We start from the raw sequence: 14,442 nt of genomic DNA, 5'->3' as shown, positions 1-14,442 counted from the left end.
CGGTAGTGCTGTCATTCTCTTCAGGCCGCGAGCTTGCGCGGCTTGATCAGGCCGCGGTTGATGAGAAGTTCTGCAATCTGCACGGCATTCAACGCCGCGCCCTTGCGCAGGTTGTCCGAGACGACCCACATGTTCAGCCCGTTCTCTACGGTCGCGTCCTCGCGGATGCGCGAGATGTAGGTCGCGTCTTCGCCGGCGCATTCGACAGGGGTGACGTAGCCGCCGTTTTCGTGCTTGTCGACGACGAGGCAGCCCGGCGCCTCGCGCAGGATATCTCGTGCCTGGTCGGCGGTGATCTCGTTTTCAAACTCGATGTTGACCGATTCGGAGTGACCGATGAAGACGGGAACCCGGACGGCGGTGCAGGTCACCTTGATCTTCGGATCGAGCATCTTCTTCGTTTCGGCCAGCACCTTCCACTCTTCCTTCGTGTAGCCGTCTTCCATGAAGCTATCGATATGGGGGATGACGTTGAAAGCGATGCGCTTTGTGAACTTCTTCGACTCGACCGGGTCTGCGACGAAGACGGCGCGGGTCTGGGTGAAGAGCTCATCCATCCCTTCCTTGCCGGCACCGGAAACGGACTGATAGGTCGACACGACGACGCGCTTGATCTTTGCGACGTCGTGAAGCGGCTTCAGCGCAACGACGAGCTGGGCGGTCGAGCAGTTGGGGTTGGCGATGATGTTCTTCTTGCGGAAGCCCTCGACAGCATCCGCATTCACTTCAGGAACGATCAGCGGAACTTCGGCGTCATAGCGCCAAGCCGATGAGTTGTCGATGACGACGCAGCCCTGCGCGCCGATCTTCGGAGACCACTTCTTCGAGATCTCGCCGCCCGCCGACATCAGGCAGAGATCGGTATCGGAGAAGTCGTAGTTTTCGAGGTTCTGGACCTTCAGAACCTTGTCTCCAAAGGAGACCTCCGTGCCTTGCGACCGGGCGGAGGCAAGCGCCACCACTTCGTCAGCCGGGAAGCCCCGCTCCGACAAGATGTTGAGCATCTCGCGCCCGACATTGCCGGTAGCACCGACGACTGCAATCTTGAAACCCATGATTTTTGCTCTCTTTCTGCCTCTCCTCGATCCGTTGAGGGGGAAGCCGCGACGGATCGCGGGTTTCCTTGTCCCCGGCCTAACCGGGGAGAGAGCGGCGGGCCAGAGACGTCAGACGGTTTTCGTCGTCGTTTTGGCCGTGGTTTTGCTGGAGGCGGAAAAGCATGAATGCAGCCCAGCACCATGTGCCGGCTGGAGGTCTGCAGCGATGTGATACTCGCGGCGGTTCATAGGATGCTTTCCCGTTCGACGTGGTGTTTAGAAGATTCTGATGTGGAGTCAAGCGCCGACCGCTGTTGAGGCCGTGCCTGTGTCGGAAGCCGGAGTCCTCAAATCAGTGGCGCTCCGTTTGAAGCGCCACTGAGATCTTTTCAGGCAGAAAGGCCGGAGAATTCCTTGAGGATGGCATCGCCCATCTCGGACGTCCCGACCTGTCGGCAACCGTCGGCCATGATGTCGCCGGTGCGGATGCCCTGGTCGAGGACATTGGCGATCGCCTTCTCCAGTCGGTCGGCTTCTGCGACCAGGTTGAAGGAATAGCGCAGGCACATGGCGAAGGAGGCGATCATGGCGATCGGGTTGGCGATGCCCTTGCCGGCAATGTCCGGTGCGGAGCCATGGACAGGTTCGTAGAGCGCCTTGCGCTTGCCGGTCTTGGCGTCGGGAGCACCAAGGGAGGCGGAGGGCAGCATGCCAAGCGAGCCGGTAAGCATGGCGGCCACGTCGGACAGCATGTCGCCGAAGAGGTTGTCGGTGACGATGACGTCGAACTGCTTAGGCGCCCGCACAAGCTGCATGCCGCCGGCGTCCGCCAGCATGTGCTCGAGTTGGACATCGGAGAAGGCGCGCTTGTGCGTTTCCGTCACCACCTGGTTCCAGAGCACGCCGGATTTCATGACGTTGCGCTTTTCCATGGAGCAGACACGGTTCTTGCGGGTGCGCGCGAGTTCGAAGGCGACGCTTGCGATCCGCTCGATTTCGTAGGTGTCGTAGACCTGGGTGTCGATGCCGCGCTTCTGGCCGTTGCCGAGATCGATGATTTCCTTCGGCTCGCCGAAATAGACGCCGCCGGTCAGTTCGCGGACGATCAGGATGTCGAGGCCTTCGACAAGCTCGGGCTTGAGCGAGGAGGCGTTGGCCAGTGCCGGATAGCAGATTGCCGGGCGAAGGTTGGCGAAGAGCTCGAGATCCTTGCGCAGGCGCAGAAGACCGGCTTCAGGACGGACCTCGTAAGGAACGTCGTCCCACGTCGGGCCGCCGACGGCACCGAATAGCACAGCATCGGCGTTCATGGCCTTGGCCATGTCCTCTTCCGAGATTGCCGCGCCGTGGGCGTCGTAGGCGCAACCGCCGACAAGCCCCTCATCGGTTTCGAAGCCTGCACCCTGCTCGGCATTCATATAGGCGATGATCTTGCGGACCTCGCCCATGGCCTCCGGGCCGATGCCGTCGCCAGGAAGCAGGAAGAGAGACTTCGTCATTCGTTATTCCTCTCGGTGGCGGGCTCACCTTTGCACGACCATCGTGCTACGAGACCTCCTCCGAGCCTGCCGAGAGGAGAAGGCCGCCAATTTTTGTCAGGATGTACCGGCGCCGATCCGTGCCGTTACCTCGATCTCGACCTTCATTTCAGGCGCGATCAAGCCGAAAACCACCATGGTGGCCGCTGGCCTGATTTCACCGAACGCCGCCCCAAGAACCGGAACGATCTGCTCGTAGTCGGCCATGTCGGTCAGGTAGTAACGGACACGAAGAATGTCGTTCAGCCCGCTTCCCGCCTCCCTCAAGGCCTGGTCGATCGTCGCCAGAGCGTTGCGCGTTTGGTCGGCCACATTCTCGGGCATTTCCATCCGCGCATAGTCGTAACCAGTGGTCCCGGAGACATAGACCATGTCGCCATCCACGACGGCGCGGGAATAGCCGATGCTGGCTTCGAAAGGGGACCCGGACGAGATGCGCCTGACCATCAGTGGCGGGCCCGATCAGAGCCAGGGCCGCTCGGCGCTGACCTTCTGCTCGAAGCTGCCGATGACGGATTCGTTCTTCAACGTGCTGGCGATGTCGTCCAGGCCTTCAAGAAGGATATGACGCCGTGCAGGGTCGATGTCGAAGCGGATCGAGCCGCCATCGGGGCCGGTTATCTCCTGAGCCTCGAGATCGACGGTCAGGACGGCATTCGAACCCCGCGAAGCATCGTCCATCAGCTTGTCGAGATCGTCCTGGCTGACGACGATCGGCAGGATGCCGTTCTTGAAGCAGTTGTTGTAGAAGATGTCGGCAAAGCTCGTGGAGATGACGCAGCGGATGCCGAAATCAAGGAGTGCCCAAGGCGCGTGCTCGCGGGAGGAGCCGCAGCCGAAATTGTCGCCAGCCACGAGGATCTTGGCGTTGCGGTAGGCTAGCTTGTTCAGCACGAAAGCCGGATTTTCCGATCCGTCTTCCTTGTAGCGGGCTTCCGCGAAAAGCCCCTTGCCGAGGCCCGTGCGCTTGATCGTCTTCAGGTAATCTTTCGGAATGATCATGTCCGTGTCGACATTGATGACCGGAAGCGGCGCTGCGACGCCGGTGAGCTTGGTGAACTTTTCCATGATCTGCCTCCGCACGGATTATCTGCGGAAGCCCTTAGCGCAAATCCAGGCGGATTTGAAGAACCGTTTGGCTTTGCGCGGTACGGCAGGCGCCCGAAAATCAGGCGCTTGCGCCGATGGAGATGGAAGGTTCAGAGATCGATGATCGTGCCGCGACCGTCGTTCCAGACCCGCATGTCATCCTTGCGGGCTCTCGTCTTCACCGGGATCGGCTTCAGACGTGCCGACAGGAGACGTCCAGCTGCCAGCACGCCGAGAATACCCGCGAAGGCCACCGTCAGGGACGCAGTGAGCAATGCAGCCAAGGCGAAAAGAGCAACGCCGCTGGTGAAAAGGACGAATGAACGGATGTTTCGCATGGTCCAAACCTTTCTCTAATGGAAATGTGGCCCCTCATGATCAGGCTTGCAAGGCTTTTGCGTGGTTGATCTATTGCGGCGCATGCAAAAGCTTGTCACAAAATCGCGATGAGCACTTCCCCGAAGCATTCCCCGCCGAGACGTTCCCTTCTGAGTGTCCCTGCCATCAACCAGCGGGCTCTCGACAAGGTTCATGACCTCAACTGCGACGGGGTGATCTTCGACCTGGAGGATTCGGTGTTCCCGGAGAAGAAGGCGGAAGCGCGGGAAAACCTGCGCCGCCATTTTCAGGAGACGCCACTTGAGGGGCGGGAGACCATAATCCGCATCAATTCCCTAGGCTCCGATTTTTGGAGGGGGGATCTAGACCTGATCCTTGAGCTCAAGCCGGATGCACTGCTTCTTCCCAAGGTGGAGGGTCCGCAGGATATCCATGAGGCTGCGAGTGTTCTTGCCGCAACCTCGCCGGGCGTAAGGCTTTGGGCAATGATGGAAACGGCAGGGGGCGTGCTGAACGCTGCGGCCATCGCCGGGGCCGATGCGCGGCTGGACTGTCTCGTGCTTGGCCTCAACGACCTGCGCAAGGAAACAGCCGTTTTACCGCAGTCTGGGCGAGCCTATCTGGTGCCGTGGATGATGCAGGTGGTGTTGGCCGCTCGGGCCCACGGCCTTGATGTGATCGACAGCGTCTTCAACGATTTCCGCGATACCGAGGAGTTTGCGGTCGAATGCGCGCAAGGCCGCGCGATGGGTTTCGATGGCAAGATGCTGATCCATCCCGCCCAGATAGAGGCCGCCAACCATGCGTTCGGACCGTCGGATGAGGAGGTCACGGAGGCCGAAGCAATCATCAACGCCTTTGCCGATCCGGCCGCGGAGGGCCTCAACGTCATCAACATGAACGGGAAAATGGTCGAGCGGCTTCACCTGGAACAGGCCGAACGGCTCATGGCCAAGGCACGACAGATCACTGAAAGAAAGATGAAAGCATGAAACTCTACCGCTTCCTGACGGGCCCCGACGACGCCTCCTTCTGCCACCGCGTCACCGATGCCTTGAACAAGGGCTGGGATCTGCATGGATCACCCAGCCACAGCTTCAATGCGGCCGAAAACAGGATGTATTGCGGGCAGGCGGTCACGAAGACCGTCGAAGGGAAGGATTATCATCCGGACATGAAGCTCGGCGAGCAGTAAGCTGGTTCAAGAAGAGGGGCGGATCAGCGATCCGTCGCCTCTTCGGCGCTCGCCTCGATCCGCTCCATATCGTCATCGCTCAGACCGAAATGGTGACCGATCTCGTGGATCAGCACATGGGTGATGATATCGCCCAGCGTTTCCTCGTTCTCGGCCCAATAATCCAGGATCGGACGGCGGTAGAGCCGGATGCGGTTCGGCAGCTCGCCGGTCTCCATGGAAAAGCGCTCGGAAATGCCGCGCCCTTCGAAGAGGCCGAGCAGGTCGAAGGGCGTTTCCAGCGCCATGTCCTCGAAGATCTCGTCATCCGGGAAATCCTCGATCTCGATGGTCAAATTGGTCGTCAGCGCCCGAAATTCTTCCGGCAGGTTGCCATAGGCTTCGATGGCCAACGATTCAAAAGCGCTGAGTGTCGGCGCGTGGCGATCCCGCCAATCGTCGGTTTGGTCTATACGGGCCATAGATGCTCCTTGTTGGAGCTCATATAATCTATTTCCGGAAATTTTCGAGAGGATTCATAGAGCTCCCGAGGAAGCCGGCTCTTCTCTTAAAATGGCTGTTGACTCTTCTGGAGAGCTCTGGAATCCATTAGAACATAAAGTGAACATCGGAATGGAGCTGACGCCATGGCCAAGCATGCCACGGCGCAGGAGAGACTTTTTGCCCTGCGTAAGACGATTGCCAAACTGGAAGGCAAGGCTCCCACGCTGGTAAGCGAGGAGCAGCCGCAGGGTGAACAGAAAACCAAACGTATCAGATTTCCCCATCGCGTTGCGATGGGGCTTCCGGACATGGATGCAGCACTGGATGGTGGCTTGCCCCTGGATGGCATAACGGAGATCCGGACATCTGCCATGCGCAATGCCGGAGCAGGCAGTGGTTTTGTTCTGGCGCTGGCGGCTCTTATCCAGCGGCAGGCTGAAGCCTCTGCCCTTTTGTGGATCGGCGACAGATTCTCCAATAGCGAGGCGGGACTGCCTTATCCGGTGGGGCTTGCGCAATATGGTCTCAAGATAAAGCACTTCCTCCAGGCCACACCTCGAAAGCTGGAGGAGGCGTTGTGGCTGGCGGAAACTGCAGCAGCGAGCGGTGCGCTGGCCGCGACCATTCTCGAAATCAGAGGCAATCCTTCTGCATTCGGCCTCTCCGAGAGCCGGAGGCTCAGCTTGCGGGCAAAGGCGGCGAGGCGGCCGATCCTGCTCTTGCGGCATGCGGGCGAGGAGGAGGCGAGCAGCGCCGTCTTCCGCTTCCGTGCCGAACCGGGTCCCGCTTCGGAGCGGGTCCTTCCCAATGGAGCCATGCTTGGCGGCAGCATCGGATTTCCAGCCTTCCGTTTGACGCTTGAGAAGAGCCGCAACCCGGCTCCGCTCTCTTTTACCCTGGAGTGGAATTCCCGTGACCGCCTATTCATACTTGCCCAGCCACCAGAGTCGTCTTGCCTTTCCATCAGCGGGTCAACGCATTCTGGCACTGGTCTTCCCGCACCTGCCGACGGACCGGATCGCACGCCGGCGCTGGGGCGGCTCGTGGCGTTTGGCCGGGCGTCCTGACCATCCTCCGCTGCTCTGCTCGGGCCGGCGCGACAATGCCGTGCGCCTCACGGCGCTGGATGAATTGGCGGTGGAAATGGGCTTGCGTCAGGGTCAGGGTCTTGCCGAGGCGCGAGCCATACATCCGGCAATCGATGTCGCCGAGGAAGATTCCGCCGCCGACGGGGCACTCCTGGAGGCAATTGCGGACTGGTGCGATCGCTATACGCCGCTGGTGGCCCTTGACGGGAGTGACGGCCTGTTCCTGGACATCACCGGTTGCGCGCATCTGTTCGGCGGGGAGCAGGTTCTGCTCGACGATATCCTGCTGCGCCTCTTCCAGATGGGATTCAAGGTTCAGGGAGCGATTTCGGGATCCCCAGGCCTCTCCTGGGCTGCATCCCGTTTCGGGGCCGGCGGGGTGATTGCTGATAGTGCGGCGCAGGAAGTGCTTGAGGCGCTGTCCGTTGCCTGCCTGCGCATCGAGGCAGACACCATAGCCGCATTGAACAAGCTCGGATTGAAGCGGGTGGGAGATCTCATCTCGATGCCACGGGCGCCACTGGCCCGCCGGTTCGGCAGCCATGTCCTGCTTCGCCTTGACCAGGCGCTCGGGCATGAGGAGGAGCCCATCTCCCCCCGGCGTCCGGTCGCTTTCCTGTCGGTCGAGCGTAAGCTGGCGGAAGCGATCCAGGCGGAAGAGGACATACTGGAACTGGCTTCACGGATTGCCCAGTCGCTCTGCTCCAGCCTGGAGGCGCGCGGGGCGGGAGGACGGGTCTTCGAACTGGTACTCTTTCGGGTGGATGGCCGCGTGTTCCGCATCGTCGCCGGCGCATCCCGCCCTCTGCGGAATCCGCAGAGGATTGCCAGACTGTTCGCGGAGAGACTGAAATCCGTTCATGACGAGCTGGATGCAGGCTTTGGCTTCGAGCTTCTGCGGCTCAACGTCCTTCAGCATGATTCTTACGAGGCGAGCCAGGACAATCTTTTGGAAAAAGCGTCTGGAGAAGCGCCCCTGGCAGATCTGATCGACCGGGTATCGGCCAGGCTGGGGGACGATGTGCTCCAGGCATTCCAGTTCCGGGAAAGCCATATCCCCGAGCGCGCCGTTTTCGCGTACCCCGCTCTTGGTCATGATGCGGGAAATGAGGGGAGGCAGAACCCAGCTGACACGACGGGACGGGAAAGGCCACTGCGGCTGCTTCCAAGACCGGAGCCCGTGGAGGCTTTTGCCGCAATCGTTCCGGACGGGCCGCCGAGCCGCTTCCGCTGGCGCCGTGTTCTTCACGATGTTGCGCGGGCGGAAGGGCCGGAGCGCATTTCGCCGGAATGGTGGCTTGACCAGGAAGCGGGACAGGAGCGGGACTACTTCAAACTTGAAGTCGCTTCCGGGCACCGGTTCTGGGTCTACCGCCAGGGTCATTACAGTTCCGATTATCGCCCCACATGGCACATGCATGGGATCTTCGCGTGATGGCGGATCCCGCTTTCTTCGAGCTTGGCGCCCGGACCAATTTTTCCTTCCTGGAAGGTGCATCGAAGCCGGAGGAGATGGTGCTGGCAGCGTCCCTGCTCGGGCTGGGGGGGCTTGGTATTGCCGACCGGAATTCGGTGGCCGGAGTGGTGCGTGCCCACAGCCATGTCCGGGATCTTGCCGAACGGCATCAGCGAGGAAAGGAAGCGCCTGACGACAGCAAGGAGCTTCCGTCTCCTTGCCGCATGCAGCCTGGCGCGCGGCTCGTTTTCTCCGACGCGACGCCTGACGTCCTGGCCTATCCGATGAACCGAAAGGGATGGGGCAATCTCTGCCGCCTCCTCAGCCGCGGCAACCTCCGTACGGAAAAGGGCAACTGCATCCTGGAGGAATGGGATCTCGTGGAATGGGGGCATGAGATGATGCTGGCGGTGACGCCTGATCCCGCTTGCGCCTCCGATCATGCCTATCTGCAAAAGCTCGGGGAGGTCCTGAAGCTGCTTCGCCAGACGTTCGGCAAGACCGTCTATCTGACACTGTCTCCCAGCTATGACGGGCAAGACAGGTTTGTCTTCGCCACATTTGCAGCCGTCGCCGCCACGCATCGCATCCCGCTTCTGGCTAGTAACCAGCCGCTTTTCCACCTCCCGGAAAGACGTTCCCTCTCCGATGTGGTGACTGCAATCCGTGAACATGTAGCCATTGCCGAAGCGGGCTTCAGACTGGCGCCAAACGGTGAGCGGCACCTGAAGACGGGACGGGAGATGGCACGCCTCTTCAACGATTATCCCGAGGCTATGGCCAATACAGGGAAATTCTTTAGCCGGCTTCTATTTTCCCTGGACGAGTTGCAGCACAACTATCCGGACGAGAGTGTGCCGGGTGAGACCATGGCGGAAACGCTGGAGCGACTGACCTGGGAGGGAGCCGAGAAGCGATATTCCCACGAGGTGCCGGAGAAGGTTGCCGATCTGATCCGCTACGAGCTCGATCTCATCAAGGAGATGCAGTACGAGCCTTATTTCCTCACCGTGCGCCACATCGTCTGGCATGCCCGCCACAAGCTGAACATCCTCTGCCAGGGGAGGGGCTCGGCGGCCAATTCCGCTGTCTGCTACTGCCTAGGAATTACCGAGGTCGACCCCCAGCACAGCACGCTTCTGTTCGAGCGCTTCATTTCGACCGAGAGAAACGAGCCACCGGATATCGATGTCGATTTCGAGCACGAGCGGCGCGAAGAGATCATTCAGTATATATACGCACATTACGGCTTCCGCCATGCGGGGCTGACGGCAGCGGTGACGAGCTACCGCACCCGCATGGCGGGTCGGGAAGTGGCCAAGGCCTTCGGTCTTTCCGAAGACGTGCAGGCGGCGCTGGCAAGCACCGTCTGGGGCTGGTCTGAAGAAGGGCTTTCGGAGCGGGAAGCAAAGGTGGCCGGCCTCGACCTTGCCCATCCCGCTACCCAGAAGGTCATTGCCCATGCCAGGGAGCTGATGGGCTTTCCCCGCCACCTGACCCAGCATGTCGGCGGCTTCCTGATCACGCGCGACAGGCTTGACGAGGTGGTCCCGATCATGAAGACCGCCATGCCCGGTCGCTACATGATCGAATGGGACAAGGATGATCTCGATACCCTGAAGCTCCTCAAGATCGACGTGCTGGCGCTCGGGATGCTGAGCTGCCTGAGGAGAGGCCTGGCGCTCCTGCAGGATCATTACGGGCAGGAGGAAACGCTGGCGAGCCTGCTGACCAAGGGAGACGACCCGAATGTCTTCGACATGATCTGCCGCGCCGACACGATCGGCGTCTTCCAGATCGAGAGCCGGGCACAGATGAGCATGCTGCCGCGGCTGAGGCCGCGTCGCTTCTACGATCTCGTCATCGAAGTGGCGATCGTCCGGCCTGGACCGATCCAGGGGAACATGGTGCATCCCTATCTGAAGCGCCGTGAGAAGGCGCTCAGGGGCGAGGAGATCCATTACGAGAAGCCGGAGCTCAGGGCGGTTCTGGAGCGGACGCTCGGCGTTCCGCTCTTCCAGGAGCAGGTGATGCAGATTGCGATCACTGCGGCAGGATTCAAGCCATCGGAAGCCGACAAGCTGCGCCGGTCCATGGCGACCTTCAAGCGATCGGGCCGGGTGGTGGAGTTCAAGAGGGCCCTGGTGTCCGGAATGACCGGAAACGGTTATAGCCGGGAATTTGCCGAGCGCTGCTTCAGCCAGATCGAAGGCTTTGCCGAATACGGCTTTCCGGAAAGCCATGCCGCATCCTTTGCGCTGCTGGTCTACGCCTCCTCATGGATCAAGACCTATTATCCGGATGTCTTTTGTGCTGCCCTTCTGAACTCCCAGCCCATGGGGTTTTATGCGCCGGCCCAACTCGTCCGCGATGCCAGGGAACATGGAGTCGAGGTCCGGCCGGTGGACGTCAACCTGTCCGACTGGGACAGCAGCCTGGAGAAGGCGCCGTTCTGGCCGCAGGATATCGACCCGAGGCATAGCGAGATGCGCCGGGTGATCCGCACCCGCAAGGCTGTGAGACTGGGGTTTCGCCAGATCAAGGGCCTGTCGGAGCGGTCCATTCGCGACCGGCTGCTCGAGAACCGCGGCAGCGGCTATGCTTCCGTTCGCGATCTGTGGCTACGCTCCGGCCTCGACAAGGCGGATCTCGAGCGGCTTGCGGATGCCGATGCCTTCGGCTCCATCGGCCTTTCGCGTCGCGCAGCCCTCTGGCAGGTGCGAGGCCTCGATGCACGAAAGGCTGCCGACAAGCTGCCATTGTTCGATCAGGTGAAGCAGGGAGAACTCCAGGTGGAGCCGGTAGCAAGGCTGCCCGACATGCTGCCGGGAGAAGAGGTTATCGAAGACTACCGCCATCTGACGCTTTCCCTGAAGGCTCATCCAACGTCCTTCCTTCGCGAGGATTTCGTCCGGATGGGTGTCAGCCGCAGCGTGGACCTTCTTTCGGTGCCGAACGGGCGGAAGGTCATCATTGCCGGGCTGGTCCTGGTGCGCCAGCGCCCGGGATCGGCGCAAGGCGTGATCTTCATGACGCTGGAAGACGAAACGGGGGTGGCCAACGCCATCGTTTGGCCGAAGGTGTTCGAGCAATATCGCCCCGTGGTGATGGGTGCGCGCATGGTGAAGATCCGTGGCCGGCTGCAGAGCGCCCAAGGTGTCATTCATACGGTCGTGGAGCAGATCGAGGATATTACGCATATGCTTGGTCTGCTCCAGAAGGAGGTCCGGCGGTTCGGCGGCCCTCGCCCAGGCTCGGACGAGACATTGGGTTCAGGCTGCGGCAGCTATCGCAAATCAAGGGGACCTGAGCGGGACGGACGCGATATCACGAAAGGAAAAGGGAGCAGCCTTTTCTCCGAGGAGCCACGCCCACAGGATGTCATGCCAAAGGGACGCAACTTCCACTAACCGGGTGGTCGCAGGAGGTGTGGCAAGTCGGCGCAGTCGGGGTCGCGAGCGCAAGCGAATGCTAATAGGCAGATGATTCTATCTTGACAGAAGCCATCCTGTTTCGCAAAAAGCGGACGTTACTGGTCATGTTTGACGGGTCGACCGAGAATGCTAGTCTGCAGCTGCAATTACATCACCGACAAGGAAATCCGCGAAGTCATCGTCGAGCTTCTCAATGAGGATTGCTGGCAGCTGATCGTTCCCGCGAAAGTCTATCATGCCATGGGCAAGCGCGGTCGCTGCTGTGGCTGCTTCCCCAACGTCGTCGACATCATCATCAAGACCACCGAGGATTATCACGCCGAGCGGCACTCGACGGCGGCTGAGGTAATCGATTATATGTCCCGCCTGAAACAGTTCCACGAAGAAAACAGGAGAGCGGACATTGAAAGGCGACAGCAGCGTCATAGAGCGGCTTAACGAGGCATTGTTCCTCGAACTCGGCGCCGTCAACCAGTACTGGCTCCACTACCGTCTTCTATCGGACTGGGGCTACACCAAGCTTGCCAACAAAGAGCGGGAAGAATCCATCGAGGAGATGCATCACGCCGACAAGCTGATCGATCGGATCATCTTCCTCGAAGGCCACCCCAATCTCCAGACCGTCGCCCCCTTGCGCATCGGCCAGAACGTCAAGGAAGTGCTCGAGGCAGATCTTGCCGGAGAATACGACGCTCGCACCGCCTACAAGGCGTCCCGCGATGTCTGTCACGCCGCCGGAGACTATGTCTCCATGAAACTCTTCGAAGAACTGCTGGCCGACGAGGAAGGTCATATCGACTTCCTCGAGACCCAGCTTGATCTGCTTGGCAAGATCGGCGAGGAGCGCTATGGCCTCCTCAATGCCGAGTCCGCGGACTCCGCCGAGTAAAGCAATCCGGCGCCCGGAGCCCCATGGCATTCCGGGCGACGCCTCCTTCCGAGGGCGCGCCGGTGCTTCGATGGGAGTGGCTCGTTTGAGTGGGTTCGATCAGGCCCGTCTACGCTCCATCTTCTGAAGTCCGGAGACCAGGTCCCCGAACCTGTCGCCCTGCACCGCAACATGCTGGCGCAGGCTCATGCGGGCAGCATCCGCATCCCCTGCCAAGACGGTTTCAACGATCTCCCTGTGTTCGGCAAGCGACACGGTCATCCGGTTGCGAACCCTCAACTGCAGGCGGCGGTAGGGCCGCAGGCGCCGGTGCAGGCTTGTGCATTGCTCCTCAAGGAAGTCGCTGTGACTGGCCGCGTAGATGGCCCGGTGGAAGACCTCGTTCTCGTAATAATACCGATCGGTATCGTCGCTTTCTGCCGCTTCCTGACAGCGTTGAAGCGCCTCCAGAATTGCGATCCGGTCCTGCTCCTGATGTCGACGAGCCGCAAGAGCACCGGCCATGGCTTCCAGCTCGGCCATGACCTCGAACATCTCGAACACCCGCTCCGGTCCCGGATCGACGACGATGGCGCCGCGCCGCGGGCGGATCTCCACGAGGCCGATCGCACTCAACTGCAGCAGTGCCTCGCGAATGGGTGTCCGCGAAACGTTGAACCGACCAGCCAACTGAACCTCGTCAAGACGTTCGCCGGGATGAAACTCCCCGGTCAGGATGCAGTTCTCGATTTCATCCCTCAGCTTCTGATGCGTATTGGCACTCACGGCCCACCTCATGCACAATCATCATTCTTGTATACAAAACAGTTGACATTGTGCGCAAGCTGATTCCATCATTCCAAGGCTTCGGCAGGAGGGTCGAGGCAAAGGGAGGAATGAAATGATTAGGTTCACCAGAGCTCTGAGGTTCTCAGCTGCAGTGCTGATCGGCGGCTTGGTCGCATCGACCGCATCGGCACAGACTGTCCTGAAGGCATCGCACCAGTTCCCCGGCGGCAAGGGAGACATCCGTGACGAGATGGTCCAGATCATCGCCCGCGAAGTGGCTGCCGCAAACGTTGGGCTGGAAATCCAGGTCTATCCCGGATCGTCGCTCTACAAGCCGAACGATCAGTGGAACGCTGTGACGCGCGGGATTCTCGACATGACGTCCTTCCCTTTGGACTATGCGTCGGGGCGGCATCCGGAGTTCTCGGCGACCTTGATGCCCGGACTCGTCGGCAATTTCGACCGCGCCAAGCGGCTGAACGATTCCGAGTTCATGACTGATATCAAGAAGGTGATCGAGGATGCCGGCGCCATGGTGATCGCCGATGCCTGGCTGTCGGGCGCGTTTGCCTCCAAGAAGGGCTGCATCACTTCGCCTGAGACGGTCAAGGGGCAGGTCATCCGCGCCGCCGGCCCGGCGTTCGAGGAAATGCTGGTTGCCGCGGGGGCGTCAATTTCCTCGATGCCTTCATCCGAGATTTATAGCGGAATGCAGACAGGGGTTCTCGACGCCGCCAACACATCTTCGGCTAGCTTTGTCTCCTACCGGCTCTTCGAGCATGCCAAGTGCCTCACCGCCCCCGGGGAGAATGCGCTCTGGTTCATGTATGAACCGGTCCTGATGTCCAAGAAGGTCTTTGAGGGGCTGAACGAGGAACAACAGAAGGCCATTATCGCTGCAGGCGAGAAATCGGAAGCCTTCTTCGATGCCGAGGTCCGCAAGGGCGACCAGCTTATGATCGACACCTACAAGAAGGCGGGTGTGGAAGTGGTTGAGATGTCGAAGGAAGACTATGACGCCTGGCTCGCCCTCGCCAAGGAGTCTTCCTACAAGAACTTTGCGGAGAAGGTTTCTGGAGGCGACAAGCTGATCGAGAAGGCGCTCGCAGTCGAATGAGCAAGAGAC

15 protein-coding genes are annotated in these 14,442 nt (G+C 60.5%); 8 read left to right on the top strand and 7 right to left on the bottom strand.

Annotated elements, in window-relative coordinates:
• Window positions 1–20: 20 nt before the first annotated feature.
• The 5 genes from NT26_RS18105 to NT26_RS18080 all read right to left on the bottom strand — a co-directional run bounded on the left by NT26_RS18105 (window position 21) and on the right by NT26_RS18080 (window position 4,002).
• The gene (locus tag NT26_RS18105; protein WP_052640759.1) at window positions 21–1,055 is read right to left on the bottom strand and encodes an aspartate-semialdehyde dehydrogenase; all 1,035 of its coding nucleotides are present in this window, start codon (window positions 1,053–1,055) and stop codon (window positions 21–23) included.
• A gap of 371 nt (window positions 1,056–1,426) precedes the next feature.
• A complete protein-coding gene (gene leuB / locus NT26_RS18095; RefSeq protein ID WP_052640755.1) occupies window positions 1,427–2,536 on the bottom strand; it encodes a 3-isopropylmalate dehydrogenase in 1,110 nt (369 codons plus the stop codon).
• Window positions 2,537–2,632: 96 nt separating this feature from the next.
• Window positions 2,633–3,022, bottom strand: a complete 390-nt coding sequence (locus tag NT26_RS18090; RefSeq protein WP_052640753.1) for a RidA family protein — start codon at window positions 3,020–3,022, stop codon at window positions 2,633–2,635.
• Window positions 3,023–3,037: 15 nt separating this feature from the next.
• Entirely contained in the window at window positions 3,038–3,643 is a 606-nt protein-coding gene (gene leuD, locus NT26_RS18085) for a 3-isopropylmalate dehydratase small subunit (RefSeq protein WP_052640751.1), read from the bottom strand.
• A 131-nt stretch (window positions 3,644–3,774) separates the two neighbouring features.
• Window positions 3,775–4,002, bottom strand: coding sequence for a hypothetical protein (locus NT26_RS18080; RefSeq protein WP_052640749.1), 228 nt, complete (start codon window positions 4,000–4,002; stop codon window positions 3,775–3,777).
• 108 nt (window positions 4,003–4,110) lie between these two features.
• On the opposite strand from NT26_RS18080, the gene NT26_RS18075 reads away from it, so the two are divergent.
• The gene (locus NT26_RS18075; protein WP_152338640.1) at window positions 4,111–4,995 is read left to right on the top strand and encodes an HpcH/HpaI aldolase/citrate lyase family protein; all 885 of its coding nucleotides are present in this window, start codon (window positions 4,111–4,113) and stop codon (window positions 4,993–4,995) included.
• Complete coding sequence (locus NT26_RS18070) at window positions 4,992–5,198, top strand: DUF1737 domain-containing protein (RefSeq protein ID WP_052640746.1); 207 nt, start codon at window positions 4,992–4,994, stop codon at window positions 5,196–5,198. Before NT26_RS18075 ends, NT26_RS18070 begins: the two co-directional genes overlap by 4 nt.
• A 23-nt stretch (window positions 5,199–5,221) precedes the next feature.
• Here the strand turns inward: NT26_RS18070 and NT26_RS18065 are convergent, their stop codons facing one another.
• Window positions 5,222–5,659 carry a metallopeptidase family protein gene (locus NT26_RS18065; protein WP_052640745.1) on the bottom strand — a complete coding sequence of 146 codons (438 nt, stop codon included), beginning with the start codon at window positions 5,657–5,659 and terminating at the stop codon, window positions 5,222–5,224.
• Window positions 5,660–5,824: 165 nt separating this feature from the next.
• Between NT26_RS18065 and NT26_RS18060 the strand changes: the two genes are divergently transcribed.
• From NT26_RS18060 to bfr, 5 genes are all read left to right on the top strand, one after another.
• Window positions 5,825–6,748 (top strand): ImuA family protein, encoded by a 924-nt coding sequence (locus NT26_RS18060; RefSeq protein WP_052640743.1) that lies wholly within the window; start codon window positions 5,825–5,827, stop codon window positions 6,746–6,748.
• A gap of 40 nt (window positions 6,749–6,788) precedes the next feature.
• Entirely contained in the window at window positions 6,789–8,204 is a 1,416-nt protein-coding gene (locus tag NT26_RS18055) for a Y-family DNA polymerase (RefSeq protein WP_052642347.1), read from the top strand.
• On the top strand, window positions 8,204–11,635 hold the full coding sequence (locus NT26_RS18050; RefSeq protein ID WP_244467640.1) for an error-prone DNA polymerase: 3,432 nt from the start codon (window positions 8,204–8,206) through the stop codon (window positions 11,633–11,635). Before NT26_RS18055 ends, NT26_RS18050 begins: the two co-directional genes overlap by 1 nt.
• A 150-nt stretch (window positions 11,636–11,785) precedes the next feature.
• Window positions 11,786–12,097, top strand: coding sequence for a (2Fe-2S)-binding protein (locus NT26_RS22480; RefSeq protein ID WP_082077764.1), 312 nt, complete (start codon window positions 11,786–11,788; stop codon window positions 12,095–12,097).
• Window positions 12,063–12,548, top strand: a complete 486-nt coding sequence (gene bfr, locus NT26_RS18040) for a bacterioferritin (RefSeq protein ID WP_052640738.1) — start codon at window positions 12,063–12,065, stop codon at window positions 12,546–12,548. Before NT26_RS22480 ends, bfr begins: the two co-directional genes overlap by 35 nt.
• Window positions 12,549–12,647: 99 nt before the next feature.
• Here bfr and NT26_RS18035 read toward each other — a convergent pair whose 3' ends face one another.
• Entirely contained in the window at window positions 12,648–13,313 is a 666-nt protein-coding gene (locus tag NT26_RS18035; protein WP_052640737.1) for a GntR family transcriptional regulator, read from the bottom strand.
• Window positions 13,314–13,428: 115 nt separating this feature from the next.
• On the opposite strand from NT26_RS18035, the gene NT26_RS18030 reads away from it, so the two are divergent.
• Window positions 13,429–14,433 carry a TRAP transporter substrate-binding protein gene (locus NT26_RS18030; protein ID WP_052640735.1) on the top strand — a complete coding sequence of 335 codons (1,005 nt, stop codon included), beginning with the start codon at window positions 13,429–13,431 and terminating at the stop codon, window positions 14,431–14,433.
• The last annotated feature ends 9 nt before the right edge of the window (window positions 14,434–14,442 follow it).

The organism is Pseudorhizobium banfieldiae, assembly GCF_000967425.1.
GTDB lineage: Bacteria > Pseudomonadota > Alphaproteobacteria > Rhizobiales > Rhizobiaceae > Neorhizobium > Neorhizobium banfieldiae.
This window is presented reverse-complemented; position numbering and strand designations above follow the sequence as displayed.

Coding starts and splice junctions, on each gene's coding strand:
- NT26_RS18090 (WP_052640753.1), bottom strand. CDS start 3,022: ATGGTCAGGCGCATCTCGTCCGGGTCCCCTTTCGAAGCCAGCATCGGC.
- NT26_RS18080 (WP_052640749.1), bottom strand. CDS start 4,002: ATGCGAAACATCCGTTCATTCGTCCTTTTCACCAGCGGCGTTGCTCTT.
- NT26_RS22480 (WP_082077764.1), top strand. CDS start 11,786: ATGCTAGTCTGCAGCTGCAATTACATCACCGACAAGGAAATCCGCGAA.
- NT26_RS18060 (WP_052640743.1), top strand. CDS start 5,825: ATGGCCAAGCATGCCACGGCGCAGGAGAGACTTTTTGCCCTGCGTAAG.
- NT26_RS18050 (WP_244467640.1), top strand. CDS start 8,204: ATGGCGGATCCCGCTTTCTTCGAGCTTGGCGCCCGGACCAATTTTTCC.
- NT26_RS18105 (WP_052640759.1), bottom strand. CDS start 1,055: ATGGGTTTCAAGATTGCAGTCGTCGGTGCTACCGGCAATGTCGGGCGC.
- NT26_RS18030 (WP_052640735.1), top strand. CDS start 13,429: ATGATTAGGTTCACCAGAGCTCTGAGGTTCTCAGCTGCAGTGCTGATC.
- NT26_RS18065 (WP_052640745.1), bottom strand. CDS start 5,659: ATGGCCCGTATAGACCAAACCGACGATTGGCGGGATCGCCACGCGCCG.
- leuB (WP_052640755.1), bottom strand. CDS start 2,536: ATGACGAAGTCTCTCTTCCTGCTTCCTGGCGACGGCATCGGCCCGGAG.
- NT26_RS18070 (WP_052640746.1), top strand. CDS start 4,992: ATGAAACTCTACCGCTTCCTGACGGGCCCCGACGACGCCTCCTTCTGC.
- leuD (WP_052640751.1), bottom strand. CDS start 3,643: ATGGAAAAGTTCACCAAGCTCACCGGCGTCGCAGCGCCGCTTCCGGTC.
- NT26_RS18075 (WP_152338640.1), top strand. CDS start 4,111: ATGAGCACTTCCCCGAAGCATTCCCCGCCGAGACGTTCCCTTCTGAGT.